This window comes from Variovorax sp. Sphag1AA, from assembly GCF_014192575.1.
GTDB lineage: Bacteria > Pseudomonadota > Gammaproteobacteria > Burkholderiales > Burkholderiaceae_C > Variovorax.
Genome location: NZ_JACHYC010000010.1, coordinates 50,954 through 65,786 on the forward strand (window position 1 = coordinate 50,954; position 14,833 = coordinate 65,786).

The window sequence follows — 14,833 nt, forward strand, 5'->3', positions numbered from 1 at the left end:
CGATCAGCGTCCCTTCTCGGCGTCGCGGCGCTCGATCTCCTTGACCATGGCGCTGAACTGATTTGCCAGGACCGTGCGCACCACCACCTTGCCGATGACGGGCGGCACCGCGAAGTCGGGCACCAACCGCGCCGAATAGCTCAGGCGCACTGTGCCGGTGGGCAGTTTCTCGAGGGTGTAGTGACCCTCCATCTCGCGGAGGTTTCCGCCGACGGCGCGTGCGATGACGCGGCGCGGAGGGGACTCGACGACAGACAGTTGCGCCTGCACCGGCTGCCGGTAGAAAAGAAAGCTGAACACGCCCGTCTGCTCGATGACGACCCGGTCGGCATCGCGCTGCACGACGCGGGAGCTGAGCATGTAGGGGATGAACTCGGCGAGGTGGTTGTAGTCGGTGATGACGGCCCAGGCCGTGTGCGGGTCCACCAGCATCTCGGCGGATGCGGTCACGGTGATGTCGTCGCCCTGGCCGTTGGTCTGGATCTCGACCTGCGGCACGCTCGCGGCTGCCGGAGCGCATAGCGCTCCGGCAAGCATGAGGGTCGCGGCACACCATCGCATGGCTGGTATTACAAGCCGGTTTTCGACTGCTTGCTCCGGTACTTTGCGATCTCGCCCTTCAGGTCGGTGAACTCTTCGCACGGAAAGAAGCAAAGCGAATCGAGCACCTTCAGCTCCCGCTCGGCACGGGGCAGGTCGCCCATCTGCAGATAGGCCTCTCCGAGGTACTCGTGCGCGCCCTTGTGCTTCGGGTCGATCTTCAGCGCCTTGTCGTAGTCGCTCAACGCCGCATCCATGTTGCCCAGCTTTCGGTGCGCGTGGCCGAGTTCGTTCCACGCGTCGGCGTCGCCGGGGCTGCGCGCGACGTAGACGGTCATGCGGGCTTCGACCTGCTTCCAGTCGCCCTTGCGGACTGCGTCCATGCCGGCCCTGAAGTCGGGGTCCGGATTCGCCATGAGGTCGCCCGGTCCGCCTCCTCCACCGCCGCCGCCCCCACCGCCACCGCCGCCTCCACCACCTCCTCCGCCTCCAGCCGCCAGTGCGGACAGGCTGAAGGCAAGCGACACGCCGGAAATGAACATCACGATTGCATGTTTCATGGTGAGTGCTCCTCGATGACAGTAGCAGCGAAATCAACGGACGTCGATGCGGCCATAGACCCCGTGGGTTCCTCCGCCGGGCCCTGCGGCGAAGAAGAGGGTTCTCGTGGGCTGGTTGTCGAGACCGTTCCCGAAGGCGATTCCGTGCAGCCCATCGATCGCGATCGGACTCCCAGTCGACGTGGACAGCGTTCCCATGAATGCACCGGTGGCGGCGTTGAACGCGCCGATGGTGCCGTCGCCGCTGTTGGCGACGAGCAATGCACCGCCGAACGGGCCGAAGCCGGCCGGCGCCATTGCCATGCCCAGGGGCGCATTGACCGCCCCGCCCGGCGGAACGATCCTGCGCACGAGGTGGCCCGACGTGTCGAAGGCGTCGACCGCGCCGAGGCCCGCGCCCGGGAGCGGGCCCGAGGCCTGCGCATCCCGCTTGGCATAGCTGACGTAGATCAGATCGCCGATCGCCTGGATGCCGAACGGCGCGTAGCCGGTGGGAATGGCCGGATCGAGGAAGCTGCCGGCGACGGTCGCTGGCTGGAAGGTCGAGTCGAACATGTCGACGCTCGCATGGCGGAAGTCGGCCGCATACAGGAAGTCAGACGCGCCCTGGCTTGCAATCGCAAGGCCGGTGTAGACCGTGCCCGCGCTGCCGCCGTCGAAGACGGTGACGGCATTGGTCGCGTTGACACCGGGAGACCAGCCCGACAGGGTGCCGCGTTGACCGACGAAGATGAAGGCGCTCGCACCCGAAACTCCGCCCTGCGTGATCTTGAAGTCCGGATGGCCGTTGAAGACGATGCCGGTCGGCATCGCGCTGCCGGCGCCACCCGGCGGGATCGCGACGACCAGTGATTGCGGAACGCCGTTGCCGTCGTAGAGCGTCGAGGTCGACGTGCCGTTGTTCGTGACCCAGGCGAACCCCTGCGGATTGAAAGCCACGCCCCATGCATTGATGAGGTGAGCGTCGCTCCTGGTGCTGCCGTAGGGGTTGCTTGCAACAGGGAGGTCGGACACCAGGTTGGTCGCGACAAAGCTCATGCCTGTGGCGTTGCCCATGGCGGGCGGGGCGGCGAAGCCCGGCATGACCGAACTGCGCCCGCCGTATCCGCCCCCGCCGCCGCAGGCAGCGAGGAAAAGTGTGCCCGCACACGCGAGCCCGTACAGCTTCAGGCGATTGGCTCTCATTGCAACTCCTTCGGGTCGGGGCTCGGTGTATTCCGAGCCGGGCCCCAAAGGTTCACGCGCTCGCGCGTCAGAACGACAGCGACGCGCTCAGCAGCAGCGCGCCTTGCGATGCGCGCCCATAGGCCGTCGGATAGACGGCGCTGCGGCCGCCCGCGACCCAGGCGAGCTGCACTTCCCACGCATCGCGCGCAACCGCGATTCCCAGGCTTCCGTCGAGGCTCACGCGGCTGCCTTCCGTGGATGTCCCGCCGACCCGCATCAGCGCCCCGGCATGGGCAGTCACACGCACGATGGGCGAGATGGGCAGACCGACGTTGAATTCGCCGTAGGCGGTGCGCATGCCGCTCCCGAAGTAGTCCGGCGAGTAGTGCAGCCGCGTGTTCCAGTGTTCGCCGCTCAGGGCGGCGAACGCTTCCTGGTAGTCGTAGTAAGAGTCCGTGCCGAAGTGAACCAACGTGGCGCCCGCTTCCCAGCCGATGCGTTCCGAGAGCCGGCCCGCGTAGCCCGCGTAGCCGAGCACCTGCACCTGCCAGCGGGGCCGGTAGAGCATGACCTCGGTGAGCGATGCACCGCCGAACCAGCCACTCGGATCGTCGTAGGCGGCACCCAGCCGGAGCGTCGGCTTTTCCTGGCTGAGCGAGATGCCGCGGTAGCGGTAGTCCGAGAGGAAAGCGATGTTCCCGCCGACTTGCGCGCACGCCATGCCGCAGACGAAGAACAACGAGGGACAAAGCGCCGCACGCGAACCGGCGGTCGGCATGTCACTGACGGACGTTGGAGGGTGCCATCGAGCGTGTCACGGTTCGCACGCAGGCGTCATCGCCTGCGACGTGTGCCAGTGTGGCACAGGCGTCGATTCCTCCACCGGGAAAAGAGACGACGCTGGCAACGGAAGGCGCGGTCGTGTTGGCCGGCGACCTTTCGCGCATCAACGCGAACAGACCTGCCACATGGGCCGCAGCATAGGAGGAGCCGGAGACGAGGTTCCATCGGCTGCCGGGCAGGGTGGTCGGCACATCGCGGCCCGGCGCGACCAAGGCACCGTGCAAGGCCGGCACGCCGGTGTCGTCGGCGACGGCCACGACGCCGGCATGCGACGCAGGAAATCCGCCGTCGGGCAGTTTTCGGTCGACGGCCGCGATGACGCTGATGTTGCGGGACAGTGCCACGTCGAGCAGCCTATCCAGCAGCCGGTCGGGCGGCCCGCTCAGGCTCAGGTTGATGATGGCGGCGTCATGCGCGATCGCGAAGTGCAGCGCCATGGCGAGGCTCAGGCTCGTGCACAGGGTGGCCTGCGCGCTCTCCTGCCAGCAGGCGCGCAGCGCAAGCAGCCGGGCGTTCGGCGCCACCCCGACGATGCCGAGGCCGTTGTCGGCGCGCGCGGCGATGATGCCCGCGACGGCGGTGCCGTGGTCTTCCGGGACGTCGCGGTGGTTGTCGACGAAGTTCTCCTTCAGCGCGACCTGACCGGCGAGGTCCGGGTGCTGCGCATCGACGCCGCTGTCGACGACCGCGACGCGCACGTCGCGCCCGGTCGACATCTCATGCAGGTCGAGCAGGTGCCAGGCCTGCGCCACCGGCTGCAACGGATACAGGGGATCGTCGTGGCCCTGGGCGCGGAACACGTTCATCGGCTGCGCCCAAGCGACGCGCGGGTCCTGCGACAGGGCCCGGGCCACGTTCTCGGGCGATTGATCGTCCGGCACGATCATCACGAAGCAATCCACGCCCAGCAGGGGGAGGGCCCAGTCGGTGACGAGGGTGAGACCGTGATCGCGAGCCAGCGCGGCAGCCATGCGGCGACGTGCGCCATGCGCAGGGCCGTCGCCGTAGCCGCCCGAATAGGCGTTCTCGGGTCGGTAGTGCTCTGGCGGCAGGCGCAGCAACAGCAACACCTGTTGATTGGGCGCGGGCGTCGATACCGCCGCGGCGGCCACTGTTGCGGTCTGTTCGTCCGGTGCAGCCAGAGCCGGCGCCTGCGAGCCGGCAAGGGCGACGGCCCATGCGCTCAGAAGCAGGAGCCGCTTCATGGCGCCGCCCGGCCGTTCAGCGATTCGACGAGCAGCACGGCGCGTTCGCTGCGCAGCCGTTTGACCGCCTCGGATTCGAGGCCGGCCGGCACCGCCAGCAGATAGGCATCGGTGGCGGTCGGTCCGTAGACGAGCCGGGCTTCGCTGTTGCGCAGCACGCGCCGCATTTCCTGCTCGGTGGCCTCGGGCCGGAACCGCACGATCAGATTGCCCCCGCCAGCGGCGCCCGCGCCGGTGGCAGATCCGAGCGCCCGAAAGCCCGGGTCGGGCGCCAGCGCGATAAGGACCACGCTGCTCAACACCGCGACGGCAAGGCACTGGCCAGCCAATGTCCAGCGCGTCCAGACCGGGGTTTCTTGCCAGCGGGCCTTCAGCCGCGCGAGGAGGCCGACGCCCTGTGGCGGGGACGCATCGGCGGCGATGCGCTCGCGCAACGCCGCGAATCCCTGGTCAGCGTCGCCGCTGGCAGCGGGCGTCGACTGCGCGTACAGGGCATGGACTTCCCGTTCCCAGGCCAGCTCGGCCTGGCAACGCGGGCACTCTGCGATGTGCGCTTCGACGCTGGCGCGTTCCTCTGCGTCGAGGCCCTCGCCGACGTACCAGGGCAGCAGGGCCTGCACCTTCTGATGCAGGTCGGCGCCGAGTTGAACGACGCGCCCGCTCATAGCCAGTCCTCCAGACGTCCGGCCAGGAGTTGCTTCAGCTTGCGCCGGGCGTGGAACATGCGCGTCTTCACCGTGTCGACGGGGCAGCCCACGATCTCGCTGACTTCGCGGCAGCCGATGCCATGGAAGTACGTCAGATGGACGATCGCGCGTTGCTCGAAGGAGAGACGGTCCAGCGCTTGCGCCAGCACCTCGCGAATCTGCGACTGCGCGGCGTGGTACTCGGGGCTGGCCTCCGGCGGCGCGGGCTGATCGTCGTCGGGCTCGTCCGGCAGCGGCTCGTCCAGGCGACTCAGCGCCTTCATGGCCTTGCGGTAGGCGATCGCGAATATCCACGTCGACACCTTGCTTTGGCCGTTGTAGCTTGCGGCCCGGTTCCAGACGACCAGCATCGTGTCGTTGAGCAGTTCGCCGACGAGTCCGGGCCGGCGCGTCAGGCGATCCAGAAAGCGCGTGAGTCGCGGGTGGTAGGCGCGGTAGAGCTGCTCGAAGGCCTGCAGTTCGCCGTCGGCGGTCCGGCGGACCAGTCCCGCGTCGACGCGGTCGGCCAAGGCCGTTCCCTCGTCCTGCGGCCGAGCGGCATCGAGGGGCATGCTGGGCATGGAAGGCTCTTGAGAGGGAGCGTGCAGCGGACTGTACTCCTCGTACCTCATCGCCACCGGTGTCTTCGAAGATGTTCCTGGGGTCATTCGCAGCCTCGTGGAGACGGTTCATTCCCGCAAACGGCGAAACGGTTCAGTCTTGATCAACCATGCCCAATTGAGGCCCAATCGTGCCTCTTCAGGAGCACCTCCATGAGCACTGAAACGGCAGAAAAGCGCAGGCTCGACGACGCGCATTCGCACAGCGCGGCCTGGAAGAAGTGGGGGCCGTATCTCAGCGAGCGGCAATGGGGCACGGTTCGCGAGGACTACAGCGACAACGGCGACGCGTGGAACTACTTCACCCACGACCAGGCCCGCTCGCGCGCCTATCGCTGGGGCGAAGACGGCCTGGGAGGCATCAGCGACGATCATCAGATTCTTTGCTTTGCGCTCGCGCTGTGGAATGGGCGCGATCCGATCCTGAAAGAGCGCGCCTTCGGCCTTGCGAACAGCGAAGGCAATCATGGCGAGGATGTGAAGGAGTGCTACTTCTATCTCGACTCGACGCCGACGCACTCGTACATGAAGTACCTGTACAAGTACCCGCAGGCGGCCTACCCGTACAACGATCTCGTCACCACCAATCGCAGCCGCGGCAAGCACGATCCCGAGTACGAGCTGCTGGACACCGGCGTGTTCGACGACAACCGCTATTTCGACGTCTTCGTCGAATATGCGAAGGCCTCGCCCGAGGACACGCTGGTGCGCATCACCGCCTTCAATCGCGGTCCCGACGCGGCGCCGCTGCACTTGCTGCCGACACTGTGGTTCCGCAACACATGGACGCAGTCCGGTGGTGGCTCGAAGCCGGTCATCGAGCGCCTGACATCCACCGGAATGGCCGCCGTCCGTGCCCGCCACACCGATCCGCTGTTCCTCGAATCGCTGGACACGTACTACCTTTACTGCGATGGCGACGCGCCGCTTCTTTTCACCGAGAACGAAACCAACAACGCGCGGCTGTTCGGTGGCACCAATGCCTCTGCCTACGTGAAGGACGCGTTCCACAACTTCATCATTCATGGCGATGGGGCCGCGATCAATCCCGAAGGGAAGGGCACCAAGGTGGCGTGCCACTGCCAATCGGACGTCGGCCCGGGGCAGTCGCAGGTCGTGCGACTGCGCCTGACCACCCGGGCGCCCGAGACCTTGCAGGCGCCGTTCGACGACTTCGATGCCGTCTTTGCAGCGCGCCTGAAGGAAGCCGATGCGTTCTACGCCGCGCTGGTGCCGCCTGCAGTGCGGAACGACGCGGACCGCGCGAACGTCATGCGCCAGGCCCTGGCCGGCATGCTCTGGACCAAGCAGTACTTCTACTACGACCTCGAACTCTGGCTCGGGGAGCACGGCGCGGGCCTCCAGCTGGCACCGTCAGAGCGCCGCCAGGTGCGGAACGACGAGTGGGGCCACATGTTCAACGACGACATCATCTCGATGCCGGACAAATGGGAGTACCCCTGGTACGCCGCATGGGACCTCGCGTTCCACATGATCCCGCTGGGGATGGTCGACCCCGACTTCGCCAAGCAGCAGCTCGACCTGATGCTGCGCAACGACTACCTGCATCCGAATGGCCAGCTGCCGGCCTACGAGTGGAACTTCGGCGACGTCAATCCGCCGGTGCACGCGTGGGCCACGATGCAGCTCTACCTGATCGACAAGGAGCGTCGCGGCGGCAGCGGCGACATCGAATTCCTCAAGTACGCCTTCTCCAAGTTGCTGGTGAACTTCACCTGGTGGGTCAACAGGAAGGACCGCACCGGTGCCAATGTGTTCGAGGGCGGCTTTCTCGGCCTCGACAACATCGGCGTGTTCGACCGCTCCGCGCCGTTGCCCACGGGCGGCTATCTTGATCAGGCCGACGGCACGGCATGGATGGTGTTCTTCAGCCAGCAGATGCTTCGCATCTCGGTCGAGCTCGCGCTGAGCGAACCGCTGTACGAGGAATTCGTCGAGAAGTTCTTCCAGCACACGCTGTTCATTGCCGGCGCGATGGATCGCGTCGGCGAGCGCCAGGATGAGATGTGGGACGAGGAGGACGGCTTCTTCTACGACGTGCTGCGCCTGCCGGACGGCAACGCCATACGCCTGAAGGTTCGCTCGATCGTCGGGCTCCTGCCGCTGGCTGCCGTTGCCGTGTTCGAGGAAAACATCATCGAGCGGCTGCCGAGGTTTCGGGAACGCGCGCGCGTGTTCCTGATGCGGCATCCCGAACTCGCGGCGAACGTGCATCTGCCGCAGGAGCCTGGCGTGGCCCATCGCCGGATGCTGTCCATCGTCAACCAGAAGAAGCTGCGGCGCATCCTCGCGCGCATGCTGGACGAGAACGAGTTCTTCAGCCCACACGGCATTCGTGCGCTCTCGCGTGTCCATCGCGATCACCCCTATGTCTTCGAGCACGGGGGACAGTCGTACACGGTGGCCTACGTACCGGGCGACTCCGACTCGGGAATGTTCGGCGGCAATTCCAACTGGCGGGGTCCCGTCTGGATGCCGATCAATTTCCTGCTCTACACATCGCTGGTGCGGCTCTACGCGTACTTCGGCGAGGACTTCAAGGTCGAATGCCCGACGGGATCGGGGCAGATGATGACCCTGCTGCAGGTGGCGGAGGAGTTGGGTGAGCGCCTCAGCCGGCTCTTCCTTCGTGACGGCAAGGGCCAGCGACCGGCGCACGGTGCTGCGCAGAAATTCCGCGACGATCCGCACTGGCGCGATCTGGTGCTGTTCTACGAATACTTCCACGGCGACACCGGGGCGGGGATCGGCGCCAGCCACCAGACTGGCTGGACCGGCTGCGTGGCGCGCGTCATCCAGACGAATGCGCTACTGACGAAGGAGCTGCTGCTCATGCCGGGCGCCGAGGCCGCGGCGGCCCGGGCACTGCAGGGCGACCTGAGTGCCGAACTCGCAGCGCGGTGATGTCGTGGATACGCCTCGCTATCCCGCGCTGTACCAGATCAACACGCGGGTCGCGCTGACCGACCTGTCGCGCTCGCTGGGCCGTGCTGCGACGCTCGACGACATCACGGACGCCGAACTCGATCGACTCGCAAAGCTGGGATTCGATTGGCTATGGCTGCTGAGCGTGTGGCAGACCGGCGCCGCCGCGCAACGCGTTTCGCGTAGCAATCCGCAGTGGAGGCGCGAGTTCGAGCAGACCTTGCCCGATCTGCGCGAAGAGGACATTGCGGGCTCGGGCTTTGCGATAGCGGGCTACACGGTGCATCGGGCCCTCGGTGGCGATGACGCCCTCGCGCGGTTGCGTGCGCGCATGAGCGAGCGGGGCTTGCGCCTGATGCTCGACTTCGTGCCGAACCACATGGCACCCGACCATCCGTGGGTGGAGGACCACCCGGACTACTTCGTCCATGGCACCGAAGCCGATCTGGCGCGTGCACCCCAGAACTACTGTCGCGTCACCACCAGCAGCGGACCCTCGGTGCTCGCCTATGGCCGCGACCCGTACTTCGACGGCTGGCCCGACACGCTGCAACTCGACTATGGCAACCCCAGGCTGCAAGACGCGATGGTCGGCGAGCTGCAACGGATCGCTGGCCAATGCGATGGCGTGCGCTGCGACATGGCGATGCTTGTCCTGCCGGAAGTCTTCGAGCGCACCTGGGGGCTCAAGGCAGAGCCTTTCTGGCACAAGGCCATCGGTGCAGTGCGCGGCCTGCATCCCTCGTTCCTGTTCATGGCGGAGGCTTACTGGGACATGGAATGGACGCTGCAGCAGGAAGGATTCGACTACGCCTACGACAAGCGCCTGTATGACCGCCTGCACGAACTGCGCGCGCGACCCGCGCGGGAGCACCTGTGCGCCGACATGAACTACCAGGACAGGCTGGCGCGCTTCCTGGAGAACCACGACGAGCCGCGTGCCGCATCGGCCTTCGCGCCCGAGGTCCATCCTGCTGCTGCCGTGGTGACCTTCCTCTCGCCGGGGCTGAGGTTCTTTCATCAAGGCCAGTTCGAGGGGCGGCGCGTGCGCATCTCGCCGCATCTGGTTCGTGCGCCGGAGGAGCCGGTGGACAGCGTCTTGGCGCAGTTCTACGACCACCTGATCGCGGTGTTGCGTCGGCCGGTGGTTCGTGATGGCCGTTGGTCGCTGCTGGAATGCATGCCGACGTGGGGCGGGAACGCGACTTCAGACAACTTCATCGCCTGTCGATGGGAATCGCCGGCGCGCGAGTGGTTGTTCGTGGCGGTGAACTATTCGCCGCAGCAATCACAGTGCTTCGTGCGACTTCCCTTCCCGGAGATGGCCGGGCGCACGCTGAGGTTGCAGGACCTCATGGGCCCGGCGGTCTTCGATCGGCCGGGAGACGACCTGCTTGCACGTGGCTTGTTCCTCGACATGCCGCCCTGGGGCCATCACGTGTTCGACGTGCAATGGCTGGCGTGACCGCCGGCACTCAGGAGAGCATCTGCTGTTACTGTTGCGCGTGGTGCTCGAAGTAGACGCCGAGGCGCGCCAGTTCCTGTTCGAACGCCGACATGCCGGTGACCACGGCCTTCCACTGGCCTGTGCGACTGGCGCGCTCGATGTTCTCGCATGCTGACGCGAATGCCAGCGCGCCGACCATCTTGCCGGCTCCCGCCATGCGGTGGGCGAACTGGGTGACCTGCGCGACGTCGTCGGCCGTCACCGCGAGCCTGAGCGCGGTCGAATCGTCCTCGCAGGTTCGTCGGAAGGCCGCGACGACCTCGGCCACCATCGATGCATCGCCAGCACATTTCGCGCTCAGGAGCGCCTCGTCGATCGGGCTGGAGGAGGGCGCGTCGCTGCCGCTCATTTGAAGAGGCGCAGCGGATGCCTCGCCGGTGCGTGCCAGCGGCAGCCACCGATCCAGCTTCTCGCTGAGTTGTGCCAGTTCCACCGGCTTGACGAGGAAGTCGTCCATGCCGGCGGCGAGGCACGACTCGGCCTCGCCCTGCAGCGCATTCGCGGTGCAGGCGACGATCGGCACGCGTTCGCGACCCACGCCGGGTTCGAGCCTGCGGATGCTGCGCGCGAGGTCGTAGCCGTCCATGTGCGGCATGTGGCAGTCGGTGATGACGAGCCCGAACCGCCCCGACTTCCACATCTCCAGGGCCTGCACGCCGTCATCGGCGGTCTGGGCGGCATAGCCGAGGGCCCGCACCTGACGCATCAGCAGCATGCGGTTCACGGGGTGGTCGTCCACGAGCAGCACGAGGGTTCCTTCCGTCTCGGCCTGCGCGGTGCTCGGCGCCGCTCGGCGCGTGGCGGTATCGACCGCGTGCGCGCCCATGGTCCCGTCGCCGCTGCCGGGCGGCTGTTCGGCGATGGGGAGGGACAGTTCCAGGATGAGCGTCGTGCCCCTGCCGTGTTCGCTTTCCAGGCGGATCGAGCCGCCCATCAGTTGCGCCAGCTGCCGGGAGATGACCAGCCCCAGCCCGGTGCCGCTCGGCCGCCTGCGGGCAGCGTCGCCTTCGGCCTGGGTGAACGGCTGGAACAACCGCTCCTGGTCCTCGGGCGAGATGCCGATGCCGGTGTCCTTGACCTCGAAGCGCAGTCGCTCCTGTCCGTCCCCACGCCCGAGCCATTGCACGTTGATGTCGATCCAACCCTCCGTGGTGAACTTGATCGCGTTGCTGACGAAGTTGTTGAGGATCTGCCGCAGCCGCACCGGATCGACCCGCAGTGCCGGACTGATGCGCGTATCCACCATGCGTCGCACGATCAGCCCCTTGCTGCTGGCATTGCCGAGATAGATGCTGTGCACCTCCTCGATCAGGCGCTTGACCGAAACGACCTCGGGGCGCACTTCCAGCTTGCCGGCCTCGATCTTCGAGAAGTCGAGGATGTCGTCGATGACGCGCAGCAGCGAGCGGCTCGATTCGCGCACCAGGCCGAGCGTCTCGCGCTGCTCGGCATCGAGCTCAGTCAGGCTCAGGAGCTCCAGCATGCCCAGCATGCCGTTCATGGGCGTCCTGATCTCGTGGCTCATGGTGGCCAGGAAGGTGCCCTTGGCGCGATTGGCGGCCTCTACCTCTTCGCTGCGTTGCGCGAGGGCGGCGTTGAGCCGCTCGATCTCGCGCTCCTTCCGCTTCTTTTCCGTCACGTCTTCAGACAGGGTCAGCACATAGCGCGCCCGGCCGGACTCGTCGAGGATCGGAACCTTCTTCGCGTGCAGCACACGCACGGTGCCGTCGCGCGCATGCAGGGGCTCTTCGGGAATGTCCACTTCACGGCCCAACGCAATGGCTTCCTTGTCCTTGGCGGCGAAAAAGTCGGCCTCTTCCTTCGAGACCACGAAGTCGTGGACCGTCTTGCCGACCAGATCCTCCTGCTTGCGTGCGTTCAACTGCTCGAAGGCGCGGTTGACGCGCACGATCGTCAGGTCATCGGCGTTCTTGACAAGGATGTGATACGGAATGTGGTGGAGCACCGAGTTCAGGAACGCATTGGCGGTTTCGAGTTCGGCGGTGCGCTGGTGCACGCGCGCTTCGAGGTCGGTGTTGAGCGCACGCAGTTCCTCTTCCGCTTGTCGCAGCGCCGCTCGCTGCTGTTGTTCTGCGAACGCGCGCCGCATCGAGAAGCCGAGCCGCCGCAGCCGCTCCTTGAGCACATAGTCCGTGGCTCCGGCTTTCATGCAGTCGAGCGCTTCTTCCTCGGTCAGGAGGTGCCTGGAAACCATGATCAGCGGCGTCTCGGCGTGCTGCTGATGCACGCCGCGCAGCAGCTCGATACCGCCCGCCTCGTAGTCGATAAGCACCAGGTCGAAGGCCTGCCGCTGCAGCGCGGCGGCGAAGTCTTCCCGCGTCTGAACCCACATGATCTCGAACGACACGTCGTCGCCCCGCAATCCGTCGCGGATGCGTTCTGCATCGGCCGCGTCGTCCTCCAGGTGCAGTACGCGAATGACAGTGCTCATCCTGGTCCACCCTGTTCGCTGCGCAGCGAATCGACGACGTCCTTGAACTCTTCGCGATTGCGTTCGCTCAGCGCGGAGAGCGCTTCGTGCGCCTGAAGGATCCGCCGCTGCGAGGGCGCGTGATCGCGCCCTGCGCCCAGCGCGCGAAGTTCGGGCGCAGCAGGCAGGTCTTCGTGGATCGCGGCGAGCACCTGTTCCATGCTCAGCTCCTCGAAGAGGCCGCGCACGGCTGGGCTCACGGTGGTGAGCGACACACCACCCCGTGCGACCAGCTCGTGCACCGTGCCGAGACAGGTGCTGTCCATGTACTCACACGCGGACAGGTCCAGCACCAAGGGCCGCCCGCCGTCCAGTACCGTCAGCGCCGCCTCGTGGAAGGCATCGCATTGCATCCACGAGGCGCGACCGCGCAGCGCCAGATAGGCGGCGTGGTTCGTCTCGCCGCAGAAGACGACCTCATCCTCGGACGCCAGCGTTTCATGCGCGTCGACTGCGGGCGTCTCCGTTTCCGTTTCCGTCTCTGCGCCGTTGTCGAACCATGAGGCGCCCGCGTGCGCGTCGATGAGGAGGATGGTCACGTCGTCGCGGTCGGCACCCGCCGGCGCTTCGCGATGCAGATCCGCCATCACTTCCTGCGCACTGGCGAGCGGCCTGGCGAGCACCTGCTGCAACAGGTCCAGCTCGCGCTCCGAGCCCGAGGGCAGGAGTCCGTCGGTATAGACGAGGATCCGGTCGCCCGCGAGGAGCTGCAGGCGCTCCTGGCCGAAATGCGCGTCCTGCGCCAGCCCGAGCGCGGGGCCGGTGCGACGGATCAGGCGCGTCTCGCGGCCTTCGCGCGCGTGCATCACCGGCGGATGCCCCGCCGAAGCCAGTGTGAGGCTCGACTCCGACGTGTCGAGCAACCCGAAGACGGCGGTCAGGAAGAGGCCCGGCGCGGCATGCGCCTCGCAGATCGAGCGATTGACCGCGGCCAGCACCTCGGCGGGCGGCAGCGCGATGCCCGTCGCAGGGTCCACCAGCACCAGTCGCTGCTTGAACAGCACGGAAAGCATCGCCGAGGTCACGCCATGCCCGGTGGCATCGGCCAGGTAGAAGGCAAGATGCCGATCGCCGATTCGCACCACGTCGTAGAGATCGCCACCGACGTGCTGCCCCGGCCTGTAGAGCGCCTGGATGCAATAGCCCTCCATGGGCGGCGGACTGCGGGGCAGCAGTGCGCGCTGGATCACCTCGGCCCGTTCGAGATCGCGCCGCAGCACCTCGGAGGTCTCCTCGAGCTGGCGCACCTTGCGTTGCAGCTCGCGATGAAGCCGTTCGCGTTCGGCCAGCAGGTTCCGCCGCTCCAGCGCGTTGCGCACCGCGACGGCCATCTCTTCCGAATGCGGCGACTTCGGCAGGAAGTCGAAGGCGCCCAGCCGGATCGCGGTCACCGCCGAGTCGAAGGTTTCAAGGCCTGAAAGCACGATCCACATGGCGTCGGGCACGGCCTCGCGCCCCCAGCGCAGCAATTCCAGCCCGTCCATGCGGGGCATCATGATGTCGGTCAGGACCAGCGCGACTTCGGGGTGCTCGCGCAGGATCTTCTGCGCCGCGATGCCGTCGGGTGCATCGAGCACCGGTGCGCAGCCGAGCTTCTCCAGCGCCCGCTTCACCATCAGGCGGGTTACCGGCTCATCGTCGACGACCAGTGCGACGGGAGGGGCGGGGTCGGGGTTCATCGCGTCAGCCGGCCACAAGGGCCGTGCTGGGGAGGAATTCTCCGAGCCGGCGGCCCCGATGGCAAGTCGCCGACGGCGCCCTGAACCAACTCAGCGCTGGGTCGCGTGTTCCTTCATCTTCGCGAGCGTGACGGCCAGGGCGGCGCCGCCGATCATCTTGATGAGTCCGGCGTGCTGCGCATAGAACTGGCTCACTTCGTCGACGATGCCCGGATGCGCCTGCTCGGCGTGCGCGGCGATCTCGGTGACCTGCCCGGGCGTCAGCTGCGAAGCCTGATCGGGTGTCAGCTGGGTCTGGCCGGGCGCAAGAACGCGGCCCAGCGCGCCGCCCGCTGCCGCGGACACCGCGGCCGGGCCCAGCGTGGCAAGGATCTGGTTCAGCATGCCTGCCTGCTGCGACGAAGAGGACACGTTGAAGAGCTTTCCGACCAAGTCGCTGAAAGGTGGCGTCTGGTCAGAGCGCATCGCGGCGGCGAGGCCTGCACCGAGCTGGTCGGTCGATGCGTTCTGCACGACCTGATCGAAGTGGGCCTCCGGATTTCCGCCTATCGCCTGCTGTAGCAAATCGAGCAATCCCATGGTGTTTCTC

The 14,833-nt window shown here is 66.8% G+C and carries 12 protein-coding genes; 2 read left to right on the forward strand and 10 right to left on the reverse strand.

All coding sequences use genetic code 11. The annotated features are described in order from the left end of the window. Positions 1-3: 3 nt before the first annotated feature. The 7 genes from FHW64_RS31065 to FHW64_RS31095 form a co-directional block, all read right to left on the reverse strand. Positions 4-537, reverse strand: a complete 534-nt coding sequence (locus FHW64_RS31065; protein ID WP_184532721.1) for an SRPBCC family protein — start codon at positions 535-537, stop codon at positions 4-6. 32 nt (positions 538-569) lie between these two features. Next, entirely contained in the window at positions 570-1,100 is a 531-nt protein-coding gene (locus tag FHW64_RS31070; protein ID WP_184532724.1) for a tetratricopeptide repeat protein, read from the reverse strand. 33 nt (positions 1,101-1,133) lie between these two features. Then, the gene (locus FHW64_RS31075) at positions 1,134-2,285 is read right to left on the reverse strand and encodes a TIGR03118 family protein (RefSeq protein WP_184532726.1); all 1,152 of its coding nucleotides are present in this window, start codon (positions 2,283-2,285) and stop codon (positions 1,134-1,136) included. Between the two features lie 67 nt (positions 2,286-2,352). Beyond that, positions 2,353-3,045 carry a TorF family putative porin gene (locus FHW64_RS31080; RefSeq protein WP_184532728.1) on the reverse strand — a complete coding sequence of 231 codons (693 nt, stop codon included), beginning with the start codon at positions 3,043-3,045 and terminating at the stop codon, positions 2,353-2,355. 1 nt (position 3,046) lies between these two features. Continuing rightward, positions 3,047-4,315, reverse strand: coding sequence for a S8 family serine peptidase (locus FHW64_RS31085; RefSeq protein ID WP_184532730.1), 1,269 nt, complete (start codon positions 4,313-4,315; stop codon positions 3,047-3,049). After that, entirely contained in the window at positions 4,312-4,980 is a 669-nt protein-coding gene (locus tag FHW64_RS31090; RefSeq protein WP_184532733.1) for a zf-HC2 domain-containing protein, read from the reverse strand. The genes FHW64_RS31085 and FHW64_RS31090 overlap by 4 nt, the downstream gene beginning before the upstream one ends. After that, positions 4,977-5,582: an RNA polymerase sigma factor gene (locus FHW64_RS31095; protein ID WP_260306507.1), complete on the reverse strand. Its 606-nt coding sequence runs from the start codon at positions 5,580-5,582 to the stop codon at positions 4,977-4,979. The genes FHW64_RS31090 and FHW64_RS31095 overlap by 4 nt, the downstream gene beginning before the upstream one ends. Before the next feature lie 192 nt (positions 5,583-5,774). On the opposite strand from FHW64_RS31095, the gene FHW64_RS31100 reads away from it, so the two are divergent. Together FHW64_RS31100 and FHW64_RS31105 are read left to right on the forward strand one after the other, a co-directional pair. Further along, positions 5,775-8,546: an MGH1-like glycoside hydrolase domain-containing protein gene (locus FHW64_RS31100; protein WP_184532735.1), complete on the forward strand. Its 2,772-nt coding sequence runs from the start codon at positions 5,775-5,777 to the stop codon at positions 8,544-8,546. 4 nt (positions 8,547-8,550) lie between these two features. Next, positions 8,551-10,032 (forward strand): alpha-amylase family glycosyl hydrolase, encoded by a 1,482-nt coding sequence (locus FHW64_RS31105; RefSeq protein WP_184532738.1) that lies wholly within the window; start codon positions 8,551-8,553, stop codon positions 10,030-10,032. Positions 10,033-10,060: 28 nt separating this feature from the next. Here the strand turns inward: FHW64_RS31105 and FHW64_RS31110 are convergent, their stop codons facing one another. From FHW64_RS31110 to FHW64_RS31120, 3 genes are all read right to left on the reverse strand, one after another. Beyond that, the gene (locus tag FHW64_RS31110) at positions 10,061-12,526 is read right to left on the reverse strand and encodes a response regulator (protein ID WP_184532741.1); all 2,466 of its coding nucleotides are present in this window, start codon (positions 12,524-12,526) and stop codon (positions 10,061-10,063) included. After that, positions 12,523-14,244 carry a SpoIIE family protein phosphatase gene (locus FHW64_RS31115; RefSeq protein ID WP_184532743.1) on the reverse strand — a complete coding sequence of 574 codons (1,722 nt, stop codon included), beginning with the start codon at positions 14,242-14,244 and terminating at the stop codon, positions 12,523-12,525. Before FHW64_RS31115 ends, FHW64_RS31110 begins: the two co-directional genes overlap by 4 nt. Positions 14,245-14,334: 90 nt before the next feature. Continuing rightward, positions 14,335-14,823: a hypothetical protein gene (locus tag FHW64_RS31120; protein WP_184532745.1), complete on the reverse strand. Its 489-nt coding sequence runs from the start codon at positions 14,821-14,823 to the stop codon at positions 14,335-14,337. Positions 14,824-14,833: the final 10 nt, after the last annotated feature.

Excerpts from the sequence above, each read along its gene's own strand:
- FHW64_RS31080 (WP_184532728.1), bottom strand. The coding sequence starts at position 3,045 with ATGCCGACCGCCGGTTCGCGTGCGGCGCTTTGTCCCTCGTTGTTCTTC.
- FHW64_RS31100 (WP_184532735.1), top strand. The coding sequence starts at position 5,775 with ATGAGCACTGAAACGGCAGAAAAGCGCAGGCTCGACGACGCGCATTCG.
- FHW64_RS31095 (WP_260306507.1), bottom strand. The coding sequence starts at position 5,582 with ATGCCCAGCATGCCCCTCGATGCCGCTCGGCCGCAGGACGAGGGAACG.
- FHW64_RS31075 (WP_184532726.1), bottom strand. The coding sequence starts at position 2,285 with ATGAGAGCCAATCGCCTGAAGCTGTACGGGCTCGCGTGTGCGGGCACA.
- FHW64_RS31120 (WP_184532745.1), bottom strand. The coding sequence starts at position 14,823 with ATGGGATTGCTCGATTTGCTACAGCAGGCGATAGGCGGAAATCCGGAG.
- FHW64_RS31085 (WP_184532730.1), bottom strand. The coding sequence starts at position 4,315 with ATGAAGCGGCTCCTGCTTCTGAGCGCATGGGCCGTCGCCCTTGCCGGC.
- FHW64_RS31090 (WP_184532733.1), bottom strand. The coding sequence starts at position 4,980 with ATGAGCGGGCGCGTCGTTCAACTCGGCGCCGACCTGCATCAGAAGGTG.
- FHW64_RS31070 (WP_184532724.1), bottom strand. The coding sequence starts at position 1,100 with ATGAAACATGCAATCGTGATGTTCATTTCCGGCGTGTCGCTTGCCTTC.
- FHW64_RS31110 (WP_184532741.1), bottom strand. The coding sequence starts at position 12,526 with ATGAGCACTGTCATTCGCGTACTGCACCTGGAGGACGACGCGGCCGAT.
- FHW64_RS31065 (WP_184532721.1), bottom strand. The coding sequence starts at position 537 with ATGCTTGCCGGAGCGCTATGCGCTCCGGCAGCCGCGAGCGTGCCGCAG.
- FHW64_RS31115 (WP_184532743.1), bottom strand. The coding sequence starts at position 14,244 with ATGAACCCCGACCCCGCCCCTCCCGTCGCACTGGTCGTCGACGATGAG.